At 65.7% G+C, this 21,087-nt stretch carries 21 protein-coding genes; 13 read left to right on the forward strand and 8 right to left on the reverse strand.

The window, feature by feature from the left end; genetic code table 11:
* Positions 1-42: 42 nt before the first annotated feature.
* Together AC51GR_RS23385 and AC51GR_RS23390 are read right to left on the reverse strand one after the other, a co-directional pair.
* The gene (locus tag AC51GR_RS23385; RefSeq protein WP_496327054.1) at positions 43-1,257 is read right to left on the reverse strand and encodes a cation:proton antiporter; all 1,215 of its coding nucleotides are present in this window, start codon (positions 1,255-1,257) and stop codon (positions 43-45) included.
* A 1-nt stretch (position 1,258) separates the two neighbouring features.
* Positions 1,259-1,666, reverse strand: a complete 408-nt coding sequence (locus AC51GR_RS23390; protein ID WP_496327106.1) for an acyl-CoA thioesterase — start codon at positions 1,664-1,666, stop codon at positions 1,259-1,261.
* A gap of 151 nt (positions 1,667-1,817) precedes the next feature.
* Here AC51GR_RS23390 and AC51GR_RS23395 point away from each other — a divergent pair, with 151 nt between their 5' ends.
* Entirely contained in the window at positions 1,818-2,924 is a 1,107-nt protein-coding gene (locus AC51GR_RS23395) for an alcohol dehydrogenase catalytic domain-containing protein (RefSeq protein ID WP_496327055.1), read from the forward strand.
* A gap of 7 nt (positions 2,925-2,931) precedes the next feature.
* On the opposite strand, the gene AC51GR_RS23400 is transcribed toward AC51GR_RS23395, so the two are convergent.
* Positions 2,932-3,561, reverse strand: coding sequence for an NUDIX hydrolase (locus AC51GR_RS23400; protein WP_496327056.1), 630 nt, complete (start codon positions 3,559-3,561; stop codon positions 2,932-2,934).
* A 71-nt stretch (positions 3,562-3,632) separates the two neighbouring features.
* Between AC51GR_RS23400 and AC51GR_RS23405 the strand changes: the two genes are divergently transcribed.
* The 3 genes from AC51GR_RS23405 to AC51GR_RS23415 all read left to right on the forward strand — a co-directional run bounded on the left by AC51GR_RS23405 (position 3,633) and on the right by AC51GR_RS23415 (position 6,102).
* A complete protein-coding gene (locus tag AC51GR_RS23405; protein WP_496327057.1) occupies positions 3,633-4,577 on the forward strand; it encodes an ADP-ribosylglycohydrolase family protein in 945 nt (314 codons plus the stop codon).
* Positions 4,574-5,083, forward strand: coding sequence for an O-acetyl-ADP-ribose deacetylase (locus AC51GR_RS23410; protein ID WP_496327058.1), 510 nt, complete (start codon positions 4,574-4,576; stop codon positions 5,081-5,083). The genes AC51GR_RS23405 and AC51GR_RS23410 overlap by 4 nt, the downstream gene beginning before the upstream one ends.
* A 116-nt stretch (positions 5,084-5,199) precedes the next feature.
* Entirely contained in the window at positions 5,200-6,102 is a 903-nt protein-coding gene (locus AC51GR_RS23415) for an oxygenase MpaB family protein (RefSeq protein ID WP_496327059.1), read from the forward strand.
* A 78-nt stretch (positions 6,103-6,180) separates the two neighbouring features.
* Here AC51GR_RS23415 and AC51GR_RS23420 read toward each other — a convergent pair whose 3' ends face one another.
* From AC51GR_RS23420 to AC51GR_RS23440, 5 genes are all read right to left on the reverse strand, one after another.
* Complete coding sequence (locus AC51GR_RS23420; RefSeq protein ID WP_496327060.1) at positions 6,181-7,146, reverse strand: aldo/keto reductase; 966 nt, start codon at positions 7,144-7,146, stop codon at positions 6,181-6,183.
* Between the two features lie 22 nt (positions 7,147-7,168).
* Positions 7,169-7,783, reverse strand: coding sequence for a TetR/AcrR family transcriptional regulator (locus AC51GR_RS23425; RefSeq protein ID WP_496327061.1), 615 nt, complete (start codon positions 7,781-7,783; stop codon positions 7,169-7,171).
* 136 nt (positions 7,784-7,919) lie between these two features.
* Positions 7,920-9,134, reverse strand: a complete 1,215-nt coding sequence (locus tag AC51GR_RS23430; RefSeq protein WP_496327062.1) for a CynX/NimT family MFS transporter — start codon at positions 9,132-9,134, stop codon at positions 7,920-7,922.
* The gene (locus tag AC51GR_RS23435) at positions 9,131-9,808 is read right to left on the reverse strand and encodes a FadR/GntR family transcriptional regulator (protein ID WP_496327063.1); all 678 of its coding nucleotides are present in this window, start codon (positions 9,806-9,808) and stop codon (positions 9,131-9,133) included. The genes AC51GR_RS23430 and AC51GR_RS23435 overlap by 4 nt, the downstream gene beginning before the upstream one ends.
* Positions 9,809-9,922: 114 nt before the next feature.
* The gene (locus AC51GR_RS23440; protein WP_496327064.1) at positions 9,923-11,395 is read right to left on the reverse strand and encodes a PucR family transcriptional regulator; all 1,473 of its coding nucleotides are present in this window, start codon (positions 11,393-11,395) and stop codon (positions 9,923-9,925) included.
* A gap of 33 nt (positions 11,396-11,428) precedes the next feature.
* Here AC51GR_RS23440 and AC51GR_RS23445 point away from each other — a divergent pair, with 33 nt between their 5' ends.
* The 9 genes from AC51GR_RS23445 to AC51GR_RS23485 all read left to right on the forward strand — a co-directional run bounded on the left by AC51GR_RS23445 (position 11,429) and on the right by AC51GR_RS23485 (position 21,007).
* On the forward strand, positions 11,429-12,424 hold the full coding sequence (locus AC51GR_RS23445) for an isopenicillin N synthase family dioxygenase (protein ID WP_496327065.1): 996 nt from the start codon (positions 11,429-11,431) through the stop codon (positions 12,422-12,424).
* Between the two features lie 188 nt (positions 12,425-12,612).
* Positions 12,613-13,608 carry an isopenicillin N synthase family dioxygenase gene (locus tag AC51GR_RS23450; RefSeq protein WP_496327066.1) on the forward strand — a complete coding sequence of 332 codons (996 nt, stop codon included), beginning with the start codon at positions 12,613-12,615 and terminating at the stop codon, positions 13,606-13,608.
* Positions 13,608-13,892, forward strand: a complete 285-nt coding sequence (locus AC51GR_RS23455) for a 2Fe-2S iron-sulfur cluster-binding protein (protein ID WP_496327067.1) — start codon at positions 13,608-13,610, stop codon at positions 13,890-13,892. The genes AC51GR_RS23450 and AC51GR_RS23455 overlap by 1 nt, the downstream gene beginning before the upstream one ends.
* Positions 13,893-13,908: 16 nt before the next feature.
* The gene (locus AC51GR_RS23460; RefSeq protein ID WP_496327068.1) at positions 13,909-14,316 is read left to right on the forward strand and encodes a VOC family protein; all 408 of its coding nucleotides are present in this window, start codon (positions 13,909-13,911) and stop codon (positions 14,314-14,316) included.
* A 108-nt stretch (positions 14,317-14,424) separates the two neighbouring features.
* A complete protein-coding gene (locus tag AC51GR_RS23465; RefSeq protein WP_496327069.1) occupies positions 14,425-15,786 on the forward strand; it encodes a uracil-xanthine permease family protein in 1,362 nt (453 codons plus the stop codon).
* On the forward strand, positions 15,786-17,207 hold the full coding sequence (hydA, locus tag AC51GR_RS23470) for a dihydropyrimidinase (RefSeq protein ID WP_496327070.1): 1,422 nt from the start codon (positions 15,786-15,788) through the stop codon (positions 17,205-17,207). The genes AC51GR_RS23465 and hydA overlap by 1 nt, the downstream gene beginning before the upstream one ends.
* A 48-nt stretch (positions 17,208-17,255) precedes the next feature.
* Positions 17,256-18,272 (forward strand): TIGR03842 family LLM class F420-dependent oxidoreductase, encoded by a 1,017-nt coding sequence (locus AC51GR_RS23475; RefSeq protein ID WP_496327071.1) that lies wholly within the window; start codon positions 17,256-17,258, stop codon positions 18,270-18,272.
* A 24-nt stretch (positions 18,273-18,296) separates the two neighbouring features.
* Positions 18,297-19,610 (forward strand): M20 family metallo-hydrolase, encoded by a 1,314-nt coding sequence (locus AC51GR_RS23480; RefSeq protein ID WP_496327072.1) that lies wholly within the window; start codon positions 18,297-18,299, stop codon positions 19,608-19,610.
* Positions 19,610-21,007 (forward strand): aspartate aminotransferase family protein, encoded by a 1,398-nt coding sequence (locus AC51GR_RS23485; protein ID WP_496327073.1) that lies wholly within the window; start codon positions 19,610-19,612, stop codon positions 21,005-21,007. Before AC51GR_RS23480 ends, AC51GR_RS23485 begins: the two co-directional genes overlap by 1 nt.
* Positions 21,008-21,087: the final 80 nt, after the last annotated feature.

Genomic DNA, 21,087 nt, shown 5'->3' on the forward strand with positions numbered 1-21,087 from the left:
ACCGCGTGCCGAGAGTCGGCGCGACCGGACGGGATCGGGTGGTCAGCTGGTGGGTTGGTCGGCGTCGGTCTTGCCGGCGCGCGAACCGAGCATCGTCGCGGCCAGCGGAAGCAGCAGGACCGTGAGCGCGCCCGCCGTCACCAGGACCGATGCGTTGCCCTCCGACATGTGTCCGGCGGAGACCGCAACACCGGTGACCGCGACGATGATCGGCAATCCGGTCGCCGAGTACAGCGCTATCTGGACTCGCTTGCCGGTGGTAAACGGGGGCTCGTCGCCCGAGTTGCCGCGATCCCATCGGGTGGAGATGAACACCGGGAGACCGCGAACGATCAGGATCATCAGGATGAATGCGATGAGGAGTCCGGGTTTGCCCGCCACGGCGGAGACGTCGATCGCCATCCCCGAGGTGATGAAGAAGATCGGGATCAGTAGTCCGAACGCGAGACCGTCGAGCTTGTGTTCGAAGATCTCGTCGCCGTCGGGAAGGATGCGTCGCAGGATGAATCCGGCGGCGAACGCGCCGAGGATGGTGTCCAGGTCGAACGCGTAGGCCAGTGCCATCAGCCCGACGAGCAGCAACATGGTGATCCGCACGGTGGTCTGCGCGGTGGTCTGCGAACCCGCTGAGACCAGGGTCATCAGCCAGCGTTGGCGCTGAAGAAGTTTTTCGGTCAGGAGCCAGACCGACACCGCGGCAATTGCGAAGACGGCGAGCACGATTGCCGATTTCAACGATCCGCGGGCGCCCAGCAGTACTGCCATGGCGATCACCGGACCGAGTTCGCCGAATGCGCCGTGGTTCAGGACCGTCTGGCCCAGTCTCTGGTTCAACATCCCGGTGTCGCGCAGGATGGGCAGCAACGTGCCCAGAGCGGTCGAACACATGGCAATCGCCACCGCGCTTTCCGCAGTGACCAGGGTGGTCATGCCGATGCCGAACGTCACCGCGAAGGCCAGGGCCAGACAGCAGATCCACGTGTACAGCGCCCGGCGTCCTTCCTTGCCGGCGACCTCCGAGGTCTTGATCTCGTAGCCGGCGAGCAGGAAGAGCAAGCCGAGGCCGAGTTCGCGGAGCAGGTCGATCGCCGACCCGTCGGTGGCGAAATCGAGTACGTGGGGCCCGAGGAGGATGCCGCCCACCAGCAGGATGACAACCTCGGGGATGCGCTTTCCGGGGATGAGACCGGCGATCAGCGGGGCCAGCACCGCGATGAGCAGAATCCAGAACAGCGACGTGGCCACGGTCGCGGTCACATCAGCTCCCGGTCCGGCCGGTGGTCAACGTCTGCACCGCGGTGCGGATCCCGGCGGGGATGGCCACCGGTAAACGATCGTCCCGGTCGACGTACACGTGCACGAATCGGCCGGTGGCAGCGGGTTTGAGGCTGCCGTCGGCCTGCTCGGAGAAGATGGCCAGCGCGTAGACGACGCTGCGGTTGCCGAGTCGCTCGATCGAGATGCCGACCTGGAGCAGCTCCGGAAAGGTGAGCTCGCTCAGGAACTTGCACGATGTCTCGGCGACGATCCCGATCGCGGGCAGCTGCCGAATGTCGGTGCCGGTGGCCGACATCAACCACGCGTTCACCGCGGTGTCGAAGTACGAGTAGTACGTGACGTTGTTGACATGGCCGTAGTGGTCGTTGTCGTCCCAGCGGGTCGGCATCGGCCAGAGCACGGGATAGTCCTCGGGTACCGGGGTTCCGGGTGCGCTCACTGTTCAGCCTCTCTCGCGGCGAATGCCTCATCAGAGACTACGAGGTGCATAGTGGTGGGGTGCAGATGGTTCGGGGTTTTCGGAACGAGAAGGCGATGACTTGTTGATCCGGGGAGCGGTGCTCGAGGAGATCGGTCGACCAAGGCCGTATGCGGAATCGACCCCCATCGTCATCCGCGAGCTCGACCTGGACTCGCCGGGTCCGACCGAGCTGCTCGTGCAGATCGAGGCGGCCGGTGTCTGCCACTCGGATCTGAGTGTGGTGGACGGTAATCGCGTCCGACCCGTGCCGATGCTCCTCGGTCATGAAGCCGCGGGCATCGTCCGTCAGGTCGGCACCGACGTCACCGATTTTGCGGTCGGCCAAAGGGTCGTGATGTCTTTTCTTCCTCGCTGCGAGGACTGTGCGGGTTGCGCGGCCGACGGCCGATTGCCCTGCGGGCCCGGCAGTGCGGCGAACAACGCCGGTGAACTGCTCGGCGGCGGACGGCGGGTCAGCGACCACGGCCGGCCGGTGCACCATCATCTCGGGGTGTCCGGCTTTGCCGACCACGCTGTCGTGGACGCGGCGTCGGCAGTCGTTGTCGGGAACGATGTTCCACCCGATGTCGCGGCTGTGCTGGGTTGCGCGGTCCTGACGGGCGGTGGTGCGGTCCTCAATGCCGCCGATCCGGCCGAAGATGATTCGATCATGATCGTCGGACTCGGCGGGGTCGGGATGGCGGCACTGATCACCGCTGTTGCGCAACGCGTTTCGCGGATCATCGCCGTGGACATGTTGGACGAGAAATTGGAGTACGCCCGCAGGCTGGGCGCGCACGAATCGTATACGCCGCAAGCGGTCGCGGAGTCGGGGATCAAGGCGACGTACGTCATCGAATGTGCCGGCAGCGCGCGGGCCTTCGAAACCGCGTTCACCGCAACGGCACCCGGCGGGACCACGGTGACCGTCGGTCTGCCCGCGCCCGACGCCAGGTCGAGTATTTCGCCACTGACTCTCACAGCCGAGGCACGCACGGTGGTCGGGAGCTATCTGGGCTCGGCCGTTCCACGCCGGGACATCCCCAGGTATGCGCAGATGTGGCGCGACGGACTGCTGCCGGTGGAAGCGCTGATCTCTTCCCGGATCACCTTGTCGGACATCAACTCCGCGATGGATCAACTGGCCGACGGCAAGACCATCCGGCAGGTCATCCTCTTCGATTGACGTGGCCTCACCGTCGTCGGAACAGTTCGGCAGGCCGGCCGGTCTCTGCCGACGAGCGCTGTCCGGTGCCCTCGAGTTGGCTGATGAACCGGCGGCGGAAGGTGTCCTTGGGGAAGGTCTCGGAGAAGATCGTCTCGTACAGTCGCCGTAGCTCCAGCAGGGTGAACTGATCGGGCAGCAGGTGGTCGGGGTCGGGTCGCGGCGAATAGCGTTGTCGCAGATCGGCCACCGCGCGGGTGACCATCTCGCCGTGGTCGAAGGCCAACGGTTCGTCGGCCACACCGTCGGTGACCGTGACCAGCGCGGCGGTGGCCGGCAGCCGGTCGTGGGCGATGGCCGCGCTGTGCGCCATCGACAGAACCCATCCCCGGTCGTCACGGGACGGGGCGTCGTACATCCCGAGCTGGTGAAACGCGAGGTCGGTGATGCCGGCCTTGGTCTGCAGGGCCCGCGCGGCGGCATCCCGGAGCGTCTCGCCGGGGTGGAGGAAGGTGCCGGGCAGTGACAATCCGCGTTCGGAGTCCACGGTCACCACGCAGAGTTGGTCGTCCCGCACGGTCAGAACCGCCACATCGACCGCCACCGAAGGCCGTGGGTAGTCGTCCAGGGTCTTGCCCTCTGAATCTCGCCACGCCATGTCTTGCACATTAGCGCATCTGTGCGCTAATCTTTAGCTCAATGTTGAGCTAAGCAGAGGGCGAGGATCTGATGACGCGGATCGAACAACACCTGACCGAAGCGCAGCGGGATCGTGCCGCCGGCGTCCTCGCGGGGACCGCCGCCGGTGACGCCCTCGGTGCCGGCTACGAGTTCACCTATCCGACAGCGGATACACCGATATTCATGAAGGGCGGCGGGACATTCGACTGGGCGCCGGGGGAGTGGACGGACGACACGTCCATGGCGCTCTGCGTCGCCGAGGGGCTCTCGTTCGGGCACGCCGACCTCGACGCCATCGCTGCCGGATTCATGCGCTGGTATCGGTCGAATCCCCCGGACATCGGCAACCAGACGCGTACCGTCCTCTCGGCGCGTGCCACCGACGCTGCGGAGATGGCCGCCGCGGCCGCGAAGCTGTCCGGGCGCACCGGTGGCAACGGATCGCTGATGCGGACCGCGCCGGTGGCACTGGCTTTCCTCGATGACCTCGAGGCCTGCGTCGAAGCCGCCGGTGCCATCAGTGACCTCACGCATTGTGATGTCCGGGCCCGGGAGGCATGTCAGATGTGGAGTGCCGGCATCCGCGAGGCCGTCCTCACCGGCTCGGTCGGTGGCGTCCGCACGTTCCTGGACACCTCCCCGACATCGACCAGGGACTACTGGTCGCCCCTGCTGGACCTGGCCGAAACCGGCTCGCCCGCAGACTTTCCCAACAACGGCTGGGTCGTCCACGCCCTGCAGACGGCCTGGTGGGCGATCAATGCGGCCGATGGCGACCTGCCGCAGACCCTCGAACTATGTGTCCGGGCCGGTGATGACACCGACACCACCGCCGCGATCGCGGGCGGATTGGTCGGTGCCTGTGGTGGTATCTCCTCGATCCCCGCCGAATGGCTGGACCTGCTGCACGGGTACCCCGGGGCCAGGGCCGCGGATCTGCGCGCACTCACCGACCGGATCATCGACACGAACTCCCAGGAGGCAACACAATGACCGTCATCGACGTCACCCAGGGTGACATCACGAAAACCCGCGCGGACGCCATCGTCAACGCCGCGAACTCCTCGCTGCTCGGCGGTGGGGGTGTGGATGGCGCCATCCACCGCGCCGGTGGACCCGGGATTCTCGAGGAGTGCCGGTTCCTGCGCTCGACCACGCTGCCGAATGGTCTCGACGTCGGAGCCGTGGTGGCAACCGGTGCGGGGAACCTGCCCGCGCGGTGGGTGATCCACACCGTCGGGCCGCGATATTCCGCGAGTGAAGACCGATCGGCGCAATTGCGAAGTTGCTACCAGCGCAGCCTGCTGCTGGCCCGGTCGTTGGGGGCGTCGTCGATCGCGTTCCCGTTGATTTCGGGCGGGGCCTACGGATGGCCCGTCGCCGATGCGGTGGCCCAGCAGGTCCAAGCGGTGAAGACGGCCGATGTCAGCGTCGGCATCGTCACGCTCGTCGCGTTCTCCCGGGAGATCGCCGAACTCACCAGGCGGCTCGTCGGCTGAAGGTGAGGGGGGTCGACCGATCGCCCGCTCGGGTCCGGTACGGTCGGATGTGCGCTGCGTCACACGCGCGAAGTTCGAGGTGGCCGGTGTCGGACGGTCAGAGAAGGGGAGCCCACATGAAGCGATATGCAGTGCGCAAGAAGACCGATGAACTCGATCCCGAGCGGGATTTCGAGCAGATCAACCGGCTCTTGGCGACGGTCGAGTTTCCCTGGGATATCAACCACTCTCTGAGCTTTGCGCTGTTCCGCACCTACGCCGTGCCGTCGGTCGGTCAGTTGTTGTTCGACACCGGAGAGTTCACCGAACGGGTCCAGAAGCGTTACGACGACACCACGCTGCTGCTCGATGCGGTGCTCGAACACGGCTTCGACAGTGTGGAGGGGCGCAACGGAATTCGTCGGGTGAACCAGATGCACGGCAATTACGACATCTCCAACGACGACATGCGGTACGTCTTGGCGACTTTCGTGGTGACGCCGGTGCGGTGGATCGAACAGTATGGCCGGCGACGGCTGACCCACAACGAGGTGGTCGGTGCGACCAACTACTACCGCCGCCTGGGAAGGTTGATGGGGATCAAGGACGTTCCCGCCAACTACACCGAGTTCGCCCGGTTCCTCGACGAGTACGAGGCCACCCACTTCGCGTACAACGAGGGTGCCCGCAAGGTCGCTGATTCGACCCTGGATCTGATGACCACCTTCCCGCCGAATGACAGGGCGCCGAAGTGGTTGATCAACATCTTCGCCCGCTCGTTGATGGACGATCCGCTGCTCGACGCGTTCGGCTACCGGCATCCACCGCGTCCGGTCCGGGCGATCTCCCGGGCGGCGCTGAGAGCGCGCGGCCGTCTGGTGCGGTTCTTCCCGGTTCGCAAACAGCCGATCCACGCCCGCGACCTGCCCAACATCCGGTCGTATCCGGGTGGCTACCAACTCGCCGACCTGGGTACGTTCCCGCGCGGATGCCCGGTGGCACACAGTGATCCGGCCGAGGCGGTGTCGGCCGGTCAGTGACCCTCCAGGCCGTCGAATACCGGGCTGCCGAGGGCTATCAGCCCTCGGTGCCCGGTTATTTGACAGTTTTCAGGGACGTCAGACGAAGCCGGCGACCCGATGGGGCTGGTATGGCTCCTCGAGGTAGTCGACCTCGGCCTCGTCGAGAGTCAGATCCAATGCGCTCACCGCGTCGATGAGATGTGTGGGCCTGGTGACTCCCACGATCGGTGAGGTGGTGCGATCGGCCACCCAGGACAAGGCGACGGCGGCGGGGGCAACGCCGCGGGTGGCGGCGATCTCCAGTACGCGTTCCACGATCACCTTGTCGTCCTCGGAATACAGGGATGCACCGAATTCGTCGGTGGCGGTGCGGGCGGTTCGTTCGTCCCACGGCCGGGTCAGACGACCTCTGGCCAATGGGCTCCACGGAATCACGCCGATGCCCTCATCGGCGCAGAGGGGCAACATCTCTCGCTCTTCCTCGCGGTAGATGAGGTTGTAGTGGTCTTGCATGGAGACGAACCGAGTCCATCCGCCGCGTTCGGCGGTGTGCAGTGCTTTCGCGAATTGCCAGGCGTACATCGAGGACGCGCCGATGTAGCGGGCCTTGCCGGACTTCACCAGATCGTGCAGTGCTTCCATGGTCTCTTCGATCGGGGTCTGGTAGTCCCAGCGGTGAATCTGGTAGAGGTCGATGTAGTCGGTTCCCAGGCGGCGCAGGCTGTTGTCGACCTCGGCGAGAATTGCCTTGCGGGACAACCCGGCTCCGTAGGGTCCGGGGCGCATTCGGTTGAAGACCTTGGTCGCGACCACCACGTCTTCCCGTGATGCGAAGTCGGCCAGGGCCCTGCCGAGAATCTCCTCGCTGCTGCCGAGGGAGTACATGTTTGCGGTGTCGAACGTGGTGATCCCGGCCTCGAGGGCTGCCCTGATGATGCCGCGGCTCGCGTCTTCGTCGAGCGTCCAGGCGTGCGTGCCCTGGCCGGAGGCTCCAAAACTCATGCAGCCCAATGTCAGAGCCGAGATCGTGAGGCCGGAATTGCCGAGGTTCATGTACTCCATCAGGCCATTGTCCTGGATCGGGTCAGGGAACGCTGAGAAGTCCGTGCAATGCCACTCGGGCAAACCCTTCGGCCTGCGCTGCGTCGAACGGTGCCGACCCGGTGATCAGGCGCAATGCCATCGGGCCGAACAGGACGTCTGAAACCATTTGGATGTCGGTGCCGGGATGCACTTCTCCACGTTCGACTGCGCGCTCCCACAGCCTGGCGGTCAGCGCTCGCCGGCCGTCGAGGTAGTACCGCTTGAAGTAGTCCGCTCCGGCCTCGTCGTCGACACAGGCGGCCAGGAGCTGGGTGAACACCTTGCCCCTGGGGGTGGCGTAGAACATGCTGACGTTGCGTACATGCTCGGTGAGATCGTCGACGATGTTGCCCGTGTCCGGTGTGGGCAGGGCATCGCGGACCGAGAGGCTGAACGCCTCGGCGGCCACCGCGATCCGGCTGGGCCAATGCTTGTAGATCGTGGCCTTGCTGACCGTCGACCGTTCGGAGATCGCGTCGATGGTGGCGGCGTGAAGGCCGCCCTCGGCGAGCAATTCCTGGGTTGCGGCAAGCACATCGTTGTGGCATTTGATGCTGCGGGCGCTGGTCAGGGCCGTAGACCCGGTGGGGGTGCCCACTTCAGTACTACTCGACATCTTTCCCTGCTCCTTAAGGATCCAAAACTGAACTGAACTCGTAGTTCACCACGCGGATGCTCATTTTGTATACCAGAAATAGGGCGATGTGGTGCAGTTCTCAGAGGTGGCGGGCCCTTTTTGGAGGCTGCGCGCGCTAGCGGGTCATCTTGGAATCTTTGGCGGCCACAAGTGCTGATCCGCTGAGGGGGATCAGTGCCAGTGCCAGCACCGCCATCGACAGCGTCCAGGAACCGGTGATGTCGTGCAATGCGCCGATCGCCAGCGGGCCGACGGCGGCCAGGCAGTAGCCGACCGATTGGGCCATCCCGGAGACCTGGCTGGTCTGTACGGTGCTCGAACTCCGCAGCACCATGAACAGCAGGACCAGGCTGATGGCGGCGCCGGGGCCGCTGGCGATGAGCATCACCCAGAGAATGGTGAGCTCATCGGTGGTCACCAGACCGATGAATCCGATGGCGCAGACGGCGCAGAACGCCAGTGTCAGCACCCGCTGGTCACGGAATCGAACGGCGATGATCGGCGCGACGAGCGCCATCAGCAAGGCAGCAGTCTGGGCCAGGGCCAGCATGCCGCCGGCGGCGGCCTTGGAGGTCCCCCGGTCCATCAGGTACTCGGGCAGCCACGCGGTGAAGGTGTAGAAGATCAGTGATTGGGACGCCATGAAAACGGTTATGGCCCAGGCGATCTTGTTGCGCCACAGGGACGCGGGCAGGGGTGTGGTGCTGATCCGGTGGATGCGGGACAGCTGCGGGATCCACAACACCAGGCCGAGTGCGGCCAGGAGCGCCCAGCTGCCCAGCGCAACCCGCCAGTTCTCGTCGACGGCGGTGTAGATCGGCACCGTCAGGCCCGCCGCCAGCGCCGCGCCGCCGGACAGCGTCATCGAATACAGGCCGGTCATCAGGCCCGAGCGATGGGAGAAATCACGTTTGATCAGCGCCGGGAGTACGACGTTGCAGATGCCGATGGCAACACCGGCCAGCGCGGAGCCGACGAACAGCGCGAACATGTTGGGGACCATGCGCGCCACGATGGCGACGCAGAGCAGGGCCATGGCCGCGAAGATCGTGCGCTCGATGCCGAACCGCGCGGCGATCCGCGGTGCGATCGGCGCTACCAGGCCGAAGCAGAGCACGGGCAAGGTGGTGAGCAGTCCGGCCGCGGCGCTACCGAAGCCCTCCGACACCTTGATGTCGTCGATGAGTGGTCCGACGGCGACCACTGCCGGCCGTAGATTTGCCGAGACCACCATGATGCCCAGTGCCGTGAAGATCGCCGCGGTTCGCCGCGTCGAGCCGGCCTTGGGGGTTCGGTCCGAGCCGAGTGTCGTTGAGGGTGTGGATGTCATGACAGCACTTCGATCGATCGGTTGAGGTAGTGCTCGACGGCGGCGAGAGCGGCATTCGCGTCGCCCTTGCTGATCGCCTCGACCACCTCTGCGTGTCCGGTGGGGTGGGGATGGGCGTCGACGTCGGCGGCGATCAGCGTCGCGTGTGTCCTTCCCATGACCTCGGCCAGCCCGGCATACAACTCGGAGAGCAGTGAATTGCCCGCAGCGGCAACCAAAGCGGTGTGGAACGCGATGTCGGCGTCGATGTACCGCTGTAAGTTGTTGTCCTCAAAGGCCGTCCGCATCTCGACGAGGAGATCGCGGAGCGCCTGCACCTGATCGTCGGTGCGATTGTGCGCGGCCGACTGTACGGCCTCCCGCTCGAGTGCGCGGCGCACCTGCAACAACTCGAGGACCTCGCTGCTCGACACACAGCGGCCGATCGCGGCGGCCAGCAGATTTCGGCTGCGGACGTAGGTTCCGTCGCCGCGCCGGGGCTCGAGGAATCCGGCGTGCTCCAAGGCGCGAACGGCTTCCCGGATGGTGTTGCGTCCGACGCCGAGTTGCTCTACCAGTTCGGGTTCGGAGGGGATGCGCGACCCGACCGGCCAATCGCCGGTGCGGATGAGTTCCTGCATGCGCTCGACCACGACCTCACTGGTGCGGCGGGGACGCTCGATCTGCGTGGACATGGAAAGAACCTAACATCCCATGTTTCCGCACTCCGATGATGTGGGGTTATGGCGGCGTCCACCTGGGGAAATGGTCGCCAAAAGGGCACATCATCGGGGTGCGGAGGTGGGGCGTCAGTCGCCTTCGACGTTGCTGTCGAGGGAAAACATCGACAGGGCGGTGAAGATCGTGAGCCGGCGGTCGGGTTCATTCATGAACGGACCGGTGATCGCCTCGATCCGGGCGATCCGGCTGCGCAACGTGTTCGGATGCACGAACAGTTCGCGGGCGGATTCGGCGATGTTGCAATCGGTGGCCCGCAGGACCCGCAGGATGCGGCGCTGGTCGAGGCCATCCGGTGTCTCGTCGGCGACCGAGCCCAGGGTCTCGCCGACAAACTGCCGCCGGGCGTGCTCGGGGAGTTGATAGAGCACGCCGAGGACCCCGAGATCGCGGTAACCCGTGACGCGGTTGATCGCACCGATGCGACGGCCGACGGCCACCGCCCGGACCGCCTGCCGGAACGCCCCGGGGTAACTGCGCGCGTTGTCCACCGGTTCGCCGGCCCCGATCGCCAGCGGAACCTGCACCCCGCGGTACAGGGCCCGGGACAACGCATCGAAATCTGTTGTCGCCTTGATCATCACGACCAGCACGCCCTCGTTGACGATGGTGATCGCGTCGGCGTCGAACCGGGTGGCCACCGGCGCCAGAGCGGACTTCAGGTCGTGCAGGCCGCTCATGTCCACCGCGACACCGAAGGGCTCGATGGCCAGACAGACCACCGGATGGCGGGGGAACAGGGCAAGGCGGCGGCCTTTGCGGAGTCCGGCTTCACGCAGGACCAGGTCCTCACCGAGGATGTTCTTCAGATTGCGGGCGATTTCGATGGCGGCGTCATCGGATTCGGAGTTCCGCAGCTTGATGTGCAGGCGGACGACGGGCAACAGGGCTTCCAGCATCGCGGTCTCGCCGCGGGTGAGGGCGGTGTCCCTGGTGATCTCCAGCGCCGGGTTGTGCCCGGGTATGCCCGCCAGTGGGAACACGGCGAGCGGCGCCGCCGGACGGGGCAGCCCGGTGGACGACTCGCTCAGGCGGACCGTGGCGTGCAGTCGCACCCCGATCTCGGCGAGTAGGCCGTCGAGGTTGTCGGCGTGATGCAGGATCTGCAGCAGGTCGGATGCGGCCACCACCACCTCGTCGTTGATCGGCGCAGGCGGCTGGGGCACCAGCAGCCGTTGCAGGTGCGATGCCACGTCGACGCCGTTGTCGGGCACCGTGTTCCAGAGCAGACACACCTGCGCCCGGTCGGCCAGCGTGACCGCCCGCCTGGGGGGATTGACCTGCCGGGCCGGGTTCACCAGGATCGCGGCCGGCTTCCTCGCCACCAGCGGTTCGAGGACGGCCGGAAGGTCGGGGAGCGGATCACTCGGCCGCGCCGGTTTCCAATCGACAATGACCAGCACGCCGTCGAGCGAGATCAGTTCGCGGGCGGCCTCCGCGTCGACCACCGACGTCACCACGGCTTCCCATCGAGACGGTGGCGTCGCGATCTGGACGCCGGTCGCGACCGCCAATTCGGCGACCGTGGCCATCGGGCTCGACACGACTTTCCTCCTCCGTGGGCCAGGAACCTGGCTGTGAGGCAGAGTAGTCGGGTGCTCTCCATTCCGTCCGTCGACCTTTCCGAGGCCGCCCGTGGTTCCCGGTCGCGGGCCCGTCAGATCGAACTGCTGGACACGGCTTGTGCGCGCAGTGGTCACGCCTACCTGGTCGGCCACCAGATCCCGACGGCGCTGCTCTCCGACATGTACTCGGTGACCCGTCAGTTCTTCCTGCAGCCCGAGCTGGTGAAGGGGGCCGTGGCGCAACCGGCTCCGGATCAGGTGCGCGGCTGGTCGGGTTCGGGATCGGAGGGCATGACGTATTCCATCGGCGAGGAATCGCACGGCGACCTCAAGGAGAAAATGGACATCGGGGCTGTCGACGCCCCGGTGGTGGGTGAACCGGGGGCCGGACCGATGGCGTACCCGAACCTGTGGCCGACGGCGCCGGCAGGTTTCCGGCCGGTCTGGGAGCAGTACTACCGGCACATGCAGCGGGTCAGCGGCGAACTGATGTCGATGGCCGCGGAGGCTTTCGGCTTGTCGCCCGAACATTTCGTCCCCCGGTTCGACACCGAGCTGAGCATGCTGCGGGCCCTGTACTACCCGGCTCAGGCCGAACCCCCGCTGCCGCATCAGTCGCGGGCCGGGATCCACACCGACTACGGTGCGTTCACGGTCCTGTCCGGCGAATCGACACCGGGCGGCCTGGAGGTGCTCGGCCCGCACGGTGAGTGGCTCGAGGTGTCGACGACGCCGGCCACGCTGGTGGTCCTGGTGGGCGACCTGCTGGCGGAATGGACGGACGATCATTGGCCCGCCACGCTCAACCGGACGGCCAACCCGCCGCGGTCGGTGGCGCTGGACAGCGCTCGACTGGAGTTCGCGTTCTATCAGCATCCCAACGCCGACGTCGCGGTGTCGCCGCTGCGGGGCGGTGATCAGCAGATCACCGACGCGTTGATCGCCGGCCGTCATCTCACCGACAAGTACACGAGGCAGACGACCTTCGGCCGACGCACCCGTCGGTGACCCGGGCGCCGAGCTTTGTTACCGGAACGATCACGCGTGAGTCGGTTGCGTAATCGAGTGTTACGCAGATGTTTCCCTTGACCGCAGGTGACATCGACGCCGCGGATCTGTGAGCACCCGGAGCTCTTGTTGGTCGTCCCCACCGCGCCCCAGACTTGAGGGGAGACGACGACAGGGAGCGAGAACACATGTCTGTGGTGCCGGTGATCGACATTTCTGCGCTGTACGGCGACGACAACGAGGCGAAGGCGGCGGTGGCCGCCGAACTCGACCGCGCCTGCCGCGAGATCGGGTTCTTCCAGATCAAGAACCATGGGATCGCGCCGGACATCATCGACGCGATGTACCAGAGCGCCGACACCTTCTTCGGTCTGCCCGAGGACGAGAAGCGTCGGGTCGCGCAACCCAGCCCGGATACGGTCCGCGGGTACTCATCGATCGGTGAGCAGGCGTTCTCGTACAGCGAGGACGTCCATCAGCCGCGGGATCTGCACGAGAAGTTCGACGTGGGACCCGTCGACTTCGACAGTTCCGATCCGTATTTCTCGAAAGAGAACGCCGGACCCCACTTTCTACCCAACCAGTGGCCCGAGAAACCCGCGGACATGGAGCAGGCCTGGACCACCTACTTCCGCGCGATGAATGAACTGTCGCGCAAGCTGATGAGTGCCTTCGCGCTCGGACTCGGCCTGAACCCCGACTTCTTCGTCGACACCATCGACAAGGACATCTCGATGCTCCGCGCCATCAACTACCCACACCTGACCACACCCCCGCAGCCGGGCCAGATGCGGGCCGGCGCGCACTCCGACTACGGCAGCCTGACCATCGTCCGGCAGGAGGAGGCGCCCGGCGGGCTGGAGGTCTTCACCAAGGACGGCGACTGGATCCCGGTGCCGGTGGTGCCCGACGCACTGGTGGTCAACATCGGAGACCTGATGGCGCAGTGGACCAATGATCTGTGGACCTCCACCCGGCACCGGGTCCGGACCCCGCATCCCGACGCCGAGGGCAACACCCGCCGGATGTCGCTGGTGTTCTTCCACCAGCCCAACTACGACGCCATGATCGAATGCCTGCCCACCTGTGTCGCCGAGGGTGAGCAGCCGCGATACGCACCGATCAGCTCCGGTGATCACCTCACCGCGAAGTTCGCCAAAACGATTGTGCTGAGCCCGTCCTGATGTCCGCCGGTGCGGTTGGGCCGTTCGAGATCGAGCTCCGCCGGACGGGTGCGGTGGTGAGGGTACCGCCCGATCGCACCGCGCTGGCCGTGGTGCGGGAGGCGGTGCCGACCGCCGAGTTCCACTGCCTGCAAGGGGAGTGCGGTGCCTGCGTGGCCACCGTGCTGGACGGGGTTCCCGACCATCGGGACACCGTGCTCTCCGAACGGGCCAGATCGGCCGGAAAACGAATCATCCTGTGTGTCAGCAGGTCGCAGACACCGCGCCTGGTGCTCGACCTCTAGAGAAGTGAGTAGCCCTATGACAGTTGGTCTGTCTTTCGCCAGTGTGATGGCCGAGGATTTTGTGGGCCTGGCCGAGTTCTACCAACAGCTCCTCGGTCTCGATGAGGTGATGGAGCTCCGGTCAGACCACTTCCGGGGCCTGAACATCGGTGAGACCATCCTCGGATTCAGTGCGCACACCGCCTACGACATGCTCAATCTGGTTGCCCCCGAGCCACCGAACGCCGGCGTCAGCAGCTTCCTGACCTTCGAGATGGCCGACGACGCCCAGGTCGATCGACTCACCGCCGCGGCTGTCGCGGCCGGAGCGACCTGCGTCAAGGAACCGTCCCGCACCTACTACGGCGCCTGGCAGTCGGTGCTCCTCGACCCCGAGGGCAACGCCTTCCGCCTCAATCACCTCGAACTCGAATCCCACAGCTGAGCAACCGAGCTCGGCACTTGATCACGGACGCATTGCCTCGACAGCGGAGTCGAACCCCCTCCCATCACCTCTCCTCACGCACGCCCGTGCGCTGAAAGGAACCACCACATGTCCCTATTCGAGTGGCAGGTCAAGACCGGTGACTCCGTTGTCGCACCGCATGAACGGCTGAGTTGGCCACGGACCGTGGGCATCGGCCTGCAACACGTGGTCGCCATGTTCGGCGCCACGTTCCTGGTCCCGGTCCTCACCGGGTTCCCGCCGGCCACCACGCTGCTGTTCTCCGGCATCGGCACGATCCTGTTCCTGCTCATCACCCGTAACCGCCTGCCCAGCTACCTGGGATCGAGCTTTGCGGTGATCGCGCCCACCATCGCCGCCTCCACCTCGCACGGCCCGTCCGGCGCGCTCGGTGGCATCGTGGTGGTCGGTGCGTTGCTGACGATCATCGGCGTCGTCGTGCATTTCGTCGGGATCGGCTGGATCGAAAAGCTGATGCCCCCGGTGGTCACCGGATCGATCGTCGCCCTGGTGGGCTTCAACCTGGCGCCCGTGGCCAAGAGCAACTTCGAGACCGAGCCCGTCACCGCATTCATCGTGCTGGCGATGCTGGTGTTGTCGCTGGTGCTCTTTCGTGGACTGCTCGGCCGATTGGCGATCTTCCTGAGCGTGGTGATCGGCTACTTCATCGCACTGGCACGGGGCGAGGTCGACACCGATCCCATCGGTGCCGCCGACTGGGTCGGGCTGCCCGATTTCACCGCCCCGACCTTCCACCTGTCGGTTCTGCCGATGTTCATCCCGGTGGTCCTGGTCCTGGTCGTCGAGAACATCGGCCACGTCAAATCCATCAACACCATGACCGGCATCAACAACGATCATCGGATCGGAAAGGCCCTGGCCGCAGACGGTCTGGCCACGGTGCTCGCCGGCAGTGGCGGCGGTTCGGCCACCACCACCTACGCCGAGAACATCGGTGTCATGGCAGCGACCAAGGTCTACTCGACCGCTGCCTACTGGGTTGCCGGTGCGGCCGCCATCCTGCTCGGCCTCTCGCCCAAGGTCGGTGCGGTCATCGCCTCCATCCCGCCGGGCGTCCTCGGTGGCGTCACCGTCGCCCTCTACGGCCTGGTCGGAATCCTCGGTGTGCACATCTGGGTGACCAACAAGGTCGACTTCTCCCAGCCCATCAACCAGTTCACCGCGGCCATCGCCTTGGTTGTCGGTATCGCCGACTTCGCTTGGACCATCGGCGATCTCAGCTTCGGCGGGATCGCGCTCGGTGCGATCTCCGCGGTGGTGGTCTATCACGTGATGCGCGTGATCGGCACCTGGCGCGGCACCGTGGAGGTAGATTCCACGACAGAGACCACCGAGCCGGTCGACCCGACCGCCGTCGGCTCCGGCAACGTGGTCAGTGGGCCGGACAAGGATCCGGACGAAGAACTCGCAGGAAAGCAGGGAAGCTGATGGAAACAACCCTCATCCGTGGTGGCACGGTGGTTTCGGCCACCGGCCGGCAGCTCATCGATGTGCTGATCGACGGTGAGACCATTGTTGCGCTCATCGAGCCGGGCGCCGCGACATTCGGCACCGACCTCGCAGCCAACGTCGACACGGTGATCGACGCCACCGGCAAGTACGTGATCCCCGGTGGGGTCGATGCCCACACCCACATGCAGATGCCGTTCGGTGGGACCGAGGCCTCGGACACCTTCGAAACCGGCACGCGCGCGGCGGCATTCGGCGGGACGACCACGATTGTCGACTTCGCCATCCAGACCCCGGGTGAACAACTGCAGGACACCCTGGCGTTGTGGCACCAGAAGGCCGGCGGTCGCAGCGCCATCGACTACGGCTTCCACCAGATCATCGGGGACGTGAACGACCAATCCATCTCCGCGATGGGCGAATTGATCAACGAAGGTGTCACCAGTTTCAAACTGTTCATGGCCTATCCCGGTGTCTACTACTCCAACGACGGTCAGATCCTGCGGGCGATGCAACGCGCCGCCGACACCGGCGCGCTGATGATGATGCACGCGGAGAACGGCATCGCCATCGACGAACTGGTCTCGCAGCACCTCAAGCGCGGTGAGACATCGCCGTACTACCACGGGGTCTCGCGGCCGTGGCAGCTCGAAGAGGAGGCCACGCACCGGGCGATCATGCTGGCCGATGTCACCGGTGCGCCGCTGTACGTGGTGCACGTGTCGGCGCGGCAGGCACTCGAACAGATCGCCACCGCGCGTGGCCGGGGCGCGAACGTGTTCGCCGAGACGTGCCCGCAATATCTGTACCTCTCACTCGAAGAACAGCTCGGCGCACCGGGATTCGAGGGTGCGAAGTGGGTCTGTTCGACACCGCTGCGGTCGCGGGCCGAGGGACATCAGGACGAGTTGTGGAAGTTCATCCGGACCGGCGACGTCGCCGGGGTCGCCACCGACCACTGCCCGTTCTGCATGGTCGATCAGAAAGAACTCGGTATCGCCGACTTCTCCAAGATCCCCAATGGGATCGGTGGCGTCGAGCACCGGATGGACCTGATGTATCAGGGCGTGGTGGACGGGCGGATCAGCCTCGAGAAATGGGTCGAGGTCTGCTGCACCACCCCGGCCCGCATGTTCGGCATGTACCCGCGCAAGGGTGTCATCTCACCGGGCGCCGATGCCGACGTCGTCATCTACGATCCGGCCGGGCACACCAGCATCGGCCTGGGCAAAAGCCATCACATGAACATGGACTACTCGGCGTGGGAGGGGTACGAGATCGACGGTGCGGTGCAGACAGTGCTCTCGCGCGGCTCCGTGATCGTCGACGCCGGTGAGTACCTCGGAAAGAAGACCGACGGACGGTTTGTGCGGCGCGAACTCTCGCAGAACCTCATCTAGAGCCGCCGCCAGAACGAGACGACGAATACAATCGAGAAGGAGCACGACATGGACTTCGGTGTTGTCATGCAATGCAATCCGCCCGCATCGCGAGTGGTCGAACTCGCCGTCGCGGCCGAGAACCGGGGCTTCACGTACGTGTGGACGTTCGACTCGCATGTGCTGTGGCAAGAGCCGAACGTGATCTACAGCCAGATCCTGGCGGCGACGCGCAACGTGATCGTCGGGCCGATGGTGACGAATCCGCTGACCCGGGACGCCACCGTCACGGCCTCGACGTTCGCAACACTGAACTCGATGTTCGGCAACCGGACCGTCTGCGGCATCGGCCGTGGTGACTCGGCGGTCCGCGTGCTCTCGGGCAAACCGTCCACGCTGGCGACCCTGCGCGAGAGCATCAATGTCATCAAGGAATTGGGCAATGGCCGCAACGTCACCATCAACGACACCGACATCCGGTTCCCGTGGGCGGCTCGTTCCCGGCTGGACGTCTACGGTGCCGGATACGGACCCAAGGCGCTCGACCTGATCGGTGAGGTCGCCGACGGTTTCATCCTGCAACTGGCGGATCCGGCCATCGTCGAGTGGACGGTGAAGCGGGTCAAGGCCGCCGCCGAAGCTGCCGGACGTGACCCCGATGAGGTGAAGATCGTGGTCGCGGCCCCCGCCTATGTCGGCGATGACGTTGTGCACCAACGTGATCAGTGCCGGTGGTTCGGCGGGATGGTGGGCAACCACGTCGCGGATCTGGTGGAGAAATACGGCGATGGTTCCGAGGTGCCGGCCGCGCTGACCGACTACATCAAGAACCGGCAGGGCTACGACTACAACGAGCACGGCCGGGTCGGCAACAGCCACGCCGACTTCGTGCCCGACGACATCGTCGATCGGTTCTGCCTGCTGGGCACGCCGGAACAGCACATTGCCCGGCTCGAGGAGCTACGCGACCTCGGCGTCGACCAGTTCTCGATCTACCTGCAGCACGACGGCAAAGACCAGACCCTGGAAGCGTACGGGGAGAAGATCATCCCGGCCATGGCGCCGACGCTCGCCGCCCGCTCGTAACCACCCCGGACGAAAGGATCTTCGATGAGTTCTTCAGAATCAGCGCGGGGCAGCGCAGTTCGAGTCGCCGCCGACCCGGCCACGGACAGCGCCTTCATCGACGACTTCACCACCATGTCGACCTTCGGTGCGACCGCGGCGGGCGGGGTCGAGCGCCAGGCCGCCACCGAAGCCGACGGTGCCAATCGCCGATGGCTGGCCGGGTGGCTGACCGAGCGTGGTTTCACGGTGGCGTACGACCGGATCGGCAACATGTTCGGACTGTACGAACTGGTGCCCGGCGCACCGTACGTGCTGTCCGGATCCCACCTGGACAGCCAGCCGCGTGGCGGTCGCTACGACGGTGCCTACGGTGTCCTGGCCGCGGCGCACGCGATGGACCGGCTCCGGCAGTACTACCTCGACCATCCTGATGAAGCCGTGTACAACCTGGCCGTCGTGAACTGGTTCAACGAAGAGGGATCACGCTTCAAGCCGTCGATGCAGGGCAGCGGTGTGTTCACCGGCAAGCTCGACCTGTCCGAAGCGCTCGCCACCACCGACGTCGCCGGCGCCTCGGTCGCCGACGCGCTCGGTGAACTGGACATGCTGGGGGACAAGGACGTCTTCACCACCGGTGAGCATCACACACCCGGCGGCCTGCAGGTCGCCTCGTATGCCGAGATCCACATCGAGCAGGGCCGCGAACTCGACAAGGCCGGTGTCCTGATGGGTGTGGTGCCGTCGACCTGGGGTGCCAACAAGTACGAGATCTCGGTCATCGGGTCGCAGGCGCACACCGGTGCCACGGCCATCGCCGACCGGCAGGACGCGCTCTACGGAGCCGCGAAAGCTGTTGTCGCGCTGCGCGAGTTGGCCGACGATTACGGTGAGGATCTGCATACGTCCTGCGGGCAGCTGACGGTGTATCCGAACTCGCCGGTGGTGGTGGCCCGTGAGGTCCACATGCATCTGGATCTGCGGTCGCCGTCCGATGAATTGCTCGCCGAGGCCGACGTGAAGCTCAACCGGGCGTTCGCGGAGATCGAGGTCGCGGCCGACGTCGAGATCGAGCGGCGGTTCGCCCACACCTGGAAGGGACATACCTACCAGCCCGAGGGGGTGGCGCTGGCCGAGAATGTCATCGACGCGCTCGGGCACAGCCACATGCAGGTGCGGACCCGGGCCGGACATGACTCGACGAACATGAAAGACCTGGTCCCGACGGTGATGCTGTTCATACCCAGCGTCGACGGTGTCTCTCACGCGGAGAATGAATACACTCACGACGCCGACCTCACGGCCGGCGTGGACGTTCTGACCGAGACCGTCGGTCGCATGGTGGAAGGTGCCCTCTGATGGCAGATGACAACACGGCCTTCGGCGGCGATTCGCCGTTTGCCGACGCCGCCGAGCTGGAAGCGGCCAAGACGGCCGGCCGTACCGCGTACGAGCTGGACCGGGCGCATGTGTTCCACTCCTGGTCGGCGCAGGCGCAGCTGAATCCGATGACCATCCTGGGTGCGTCGGGGTCGTATGTCTGGGACGGTGAGGGCAACCGCCTGATCGATTTCTCGTCGCAGATGGTCAACACCAACATCGGTCATCAGCACCCCAAAGTCGTTGCGGCGATTGCCGAACAGGCGAACAAGCTCTGCACCGTCGCGCCCGCACACGTCAACGAGGCGCGTTCGGAGGCTGCGCGCCTGATCGCCGAGCGGACCCCCGGTGATCTCGACAAGGTGTTCTTCACCAACGGCGGCGCCGACGCGGTGGAACACGCCGTGCGGATGGCGCGACTGCACACCGGCCGGCGCAAGGTGCTCACCGGCTACCGTTCGTATCACGGGGGTACCGATACCGCGATCAACATGACCGGCGACCCGCGGCGCTGGCCCAACGACTACGGGTCGGCGGGGGTGGTCCACTTCTTCGGACCGTTCCTGTATCGCAGCCGGTTCCACGCCGAGAACGAACAGCAGGAATGTGAGCGTGCGCTCGAACATCTCGAGTCGGTGATCTCGATGGAGGGGCCGCAGACAATCGCAGCTGTTGTGCTGGAGCCGGTTCCGGGTACCGCGGGCATCATGGTGCCGCCCGCCGGCTACCTTGCCGGAGTGCGTGAGCTGTGCGACCGTTTCGGGATCGTGATGATCGCCGACGAGGTGATGGCCGGATTCGGCCGGACCGGAAAGTGGTTCTCCATCAACCATTCCGAGGTCATCCCTGACCTGATCACCTTCGCCAAGGGGGTCAACTCGGGATACGTCCCGCTCGGTGGCGTGGCCATCAGCAACGAGATCGCCCAGACCTTCGCAGATCGGCCGTACCCCGGCGGCCTGACCTATTCCGGTCATCCGCTGGCCACCGCGGCCGCGGTCGCGACGATCAACGCGATGACCGACGAGCGCATCGTGGAGAATGCCGCGACGATCGGATCCGACGTCCTGGGACCTGGTTTGGAGAAGCTCGCCGCCCAGCATCCCAGCGTCGGGGAGGTCCGGGGTGTCGGCGTCTTCTGGGCCGTGGAACTGGTCAAGAATCCGGCGACGCGGGAGCCACTGGCGCCCTACGGGGGTTCGAGCCCGGCGATGACCGAGGTGTTGGCCACCTGCAAGAAGGGTGGCCTGCTGCCCTTTGCCAACTTCAACCGGATACATATGGTGCCGCCGTGCACGGTCACCGCTGATGAGGTCGCCGAAGGCCTCGAGATCCTCGACGCGGCGCTGACCGTGGCCGACTCGTTCGTCGAGTAGCGCAGAGGTTTCCCTACCGGCGGTGACTGTGCCCGCCAGGACTAGTGTGGTCCTGGCGGGCACAGTGGTCCGCGGACTGG

The sequence above is a fragment of the Williamsia sp. z71 genome (assembly GCF_059553375.1).

Excerpts from the sequence above, each read along its gene's own strand:
- AC51GR_RS23390 (WP_496327106.1), bottom strand. The coding sequence starts at position 1,666 with ATGCCGACCCGCTGGGACGACAACGACCACTACGGCCATGTCAACAAC.
- AC51GR_RS23400 (WP_496327056.1), bottom strand. The coding sequence starts at position 3,561 with ATGGCGTGGCGAGATTCAGAGGGCAAGACCCTGGACGACTACCCACGG.
- AC51GR_RS23405 (WP_496327057.1), top strand. The coding sequence starts at position 3,633 with ATGACGCGGATCGAACAACACCTGACCGAAGCGCAGCGGGATCGTGCC.
- AC51GR_RS23410 (WP_496327058.1), top strand. The coding sequence starts at position 4,574 with ATGACCGTCATCGACGTCACCCAGGGTGACATCACGAAAACCCGCGCG.
- AC51GR_RS23415 (WP_496327059.1), top strand. The coding sequence starts at position 5,200 with ATGAAGCGATATGCAGTGCGCAAGAAGACCGATGAACTCGATCCCGAG.
- AC51GR_RS23420 (WP_496327060.1), bottom strand. The coding sequence starts at position 7,146 with ATGGAGTACATGAACCTCGGCAATTCCGGCCTCACGATCTCGGCTCTG.
- AC51GR_RS23425 (WP_496327061.1), bottom strand. The coding sequence starts at position 7,783 with ATGTCGAGTAGTACTGAAGTGGGCACCCCCACCGGGTCTACGGCCCTG.
- AC51GR_RS23430 (WP_496327062.1), bottom strand. The coding sequence starts at position 9,134 with ATGACATCCACACCCTCAACGACACTCGGCTCGGACCGAACCCCCAAG.
- AC51GR_RS23435 (WP_496327063.1), bottom strand. The coding sequence starts at position 9,808 with ATGTCCACGCAGATCGAGCGTCCCCGCCGCACCAGTGAGGTCGTGGTC.
- AC51GR_RS23450 (WP_496327066.1), top strand. The coding sequence starts at position 12,613 with ATGTCTGTGGTGCCGGTGATCGACATTTCTGCGCTGTACGGCGACGAC.
- AC51GR_RS23455 (WP_496327067.1), top strand. The coding sequence starts at position 13,608 with ATGTCCGCCGGTGCGGTTGGGCCGTTCGAGATCGAGCTCCGCCGGACG.
- AC51GR_RS23460 (WP_496327068.1), top strand. The coding sequence starts at position 13,909 with ATGACAGTTGGTCTGTCTTTCGCCAGTGTGATGGCCGAGGATTTTGTG.
- AC51GR_RS23465 (WP_496327069.1), top strand. The coding sequence starts at position 14,425 with ATGTCCCTATTCGAGTGGCAGGTCAAGACCGGTGACTCCGTTGTCGCA.
- hydA (WP_496327070.1), top strand. The coding sequence starts at position 15,786 with ATGGAAACAACCCTCATCCGTGGTGGCACGGTGGTTTCGGCCACCGGC.
- AC51GR_RS23475 (WP_496327071.1), top strand. The coding sequence starts at position 17,256 with ATGGACTTCGGTGTTGTCATGCAATGCAATCCGCCCGCATCGCGAGTG.
- AC51GR_RS23480 (WP_496327072.1), top strand. The coding sequence starts at position 18,297 with ATGAGTTCTTCAGAATCAGCGCGGGGCAGCGCAGTTCGAGTCGCCGCC.
- AC51GR_RS23485 (WP_496327073.1), top strand. The coding sequence starts at position 19,610 with ATGGCAGATGACAACACGGCCTTCGGCGGCGATTCGCCGTTTGCCGAC.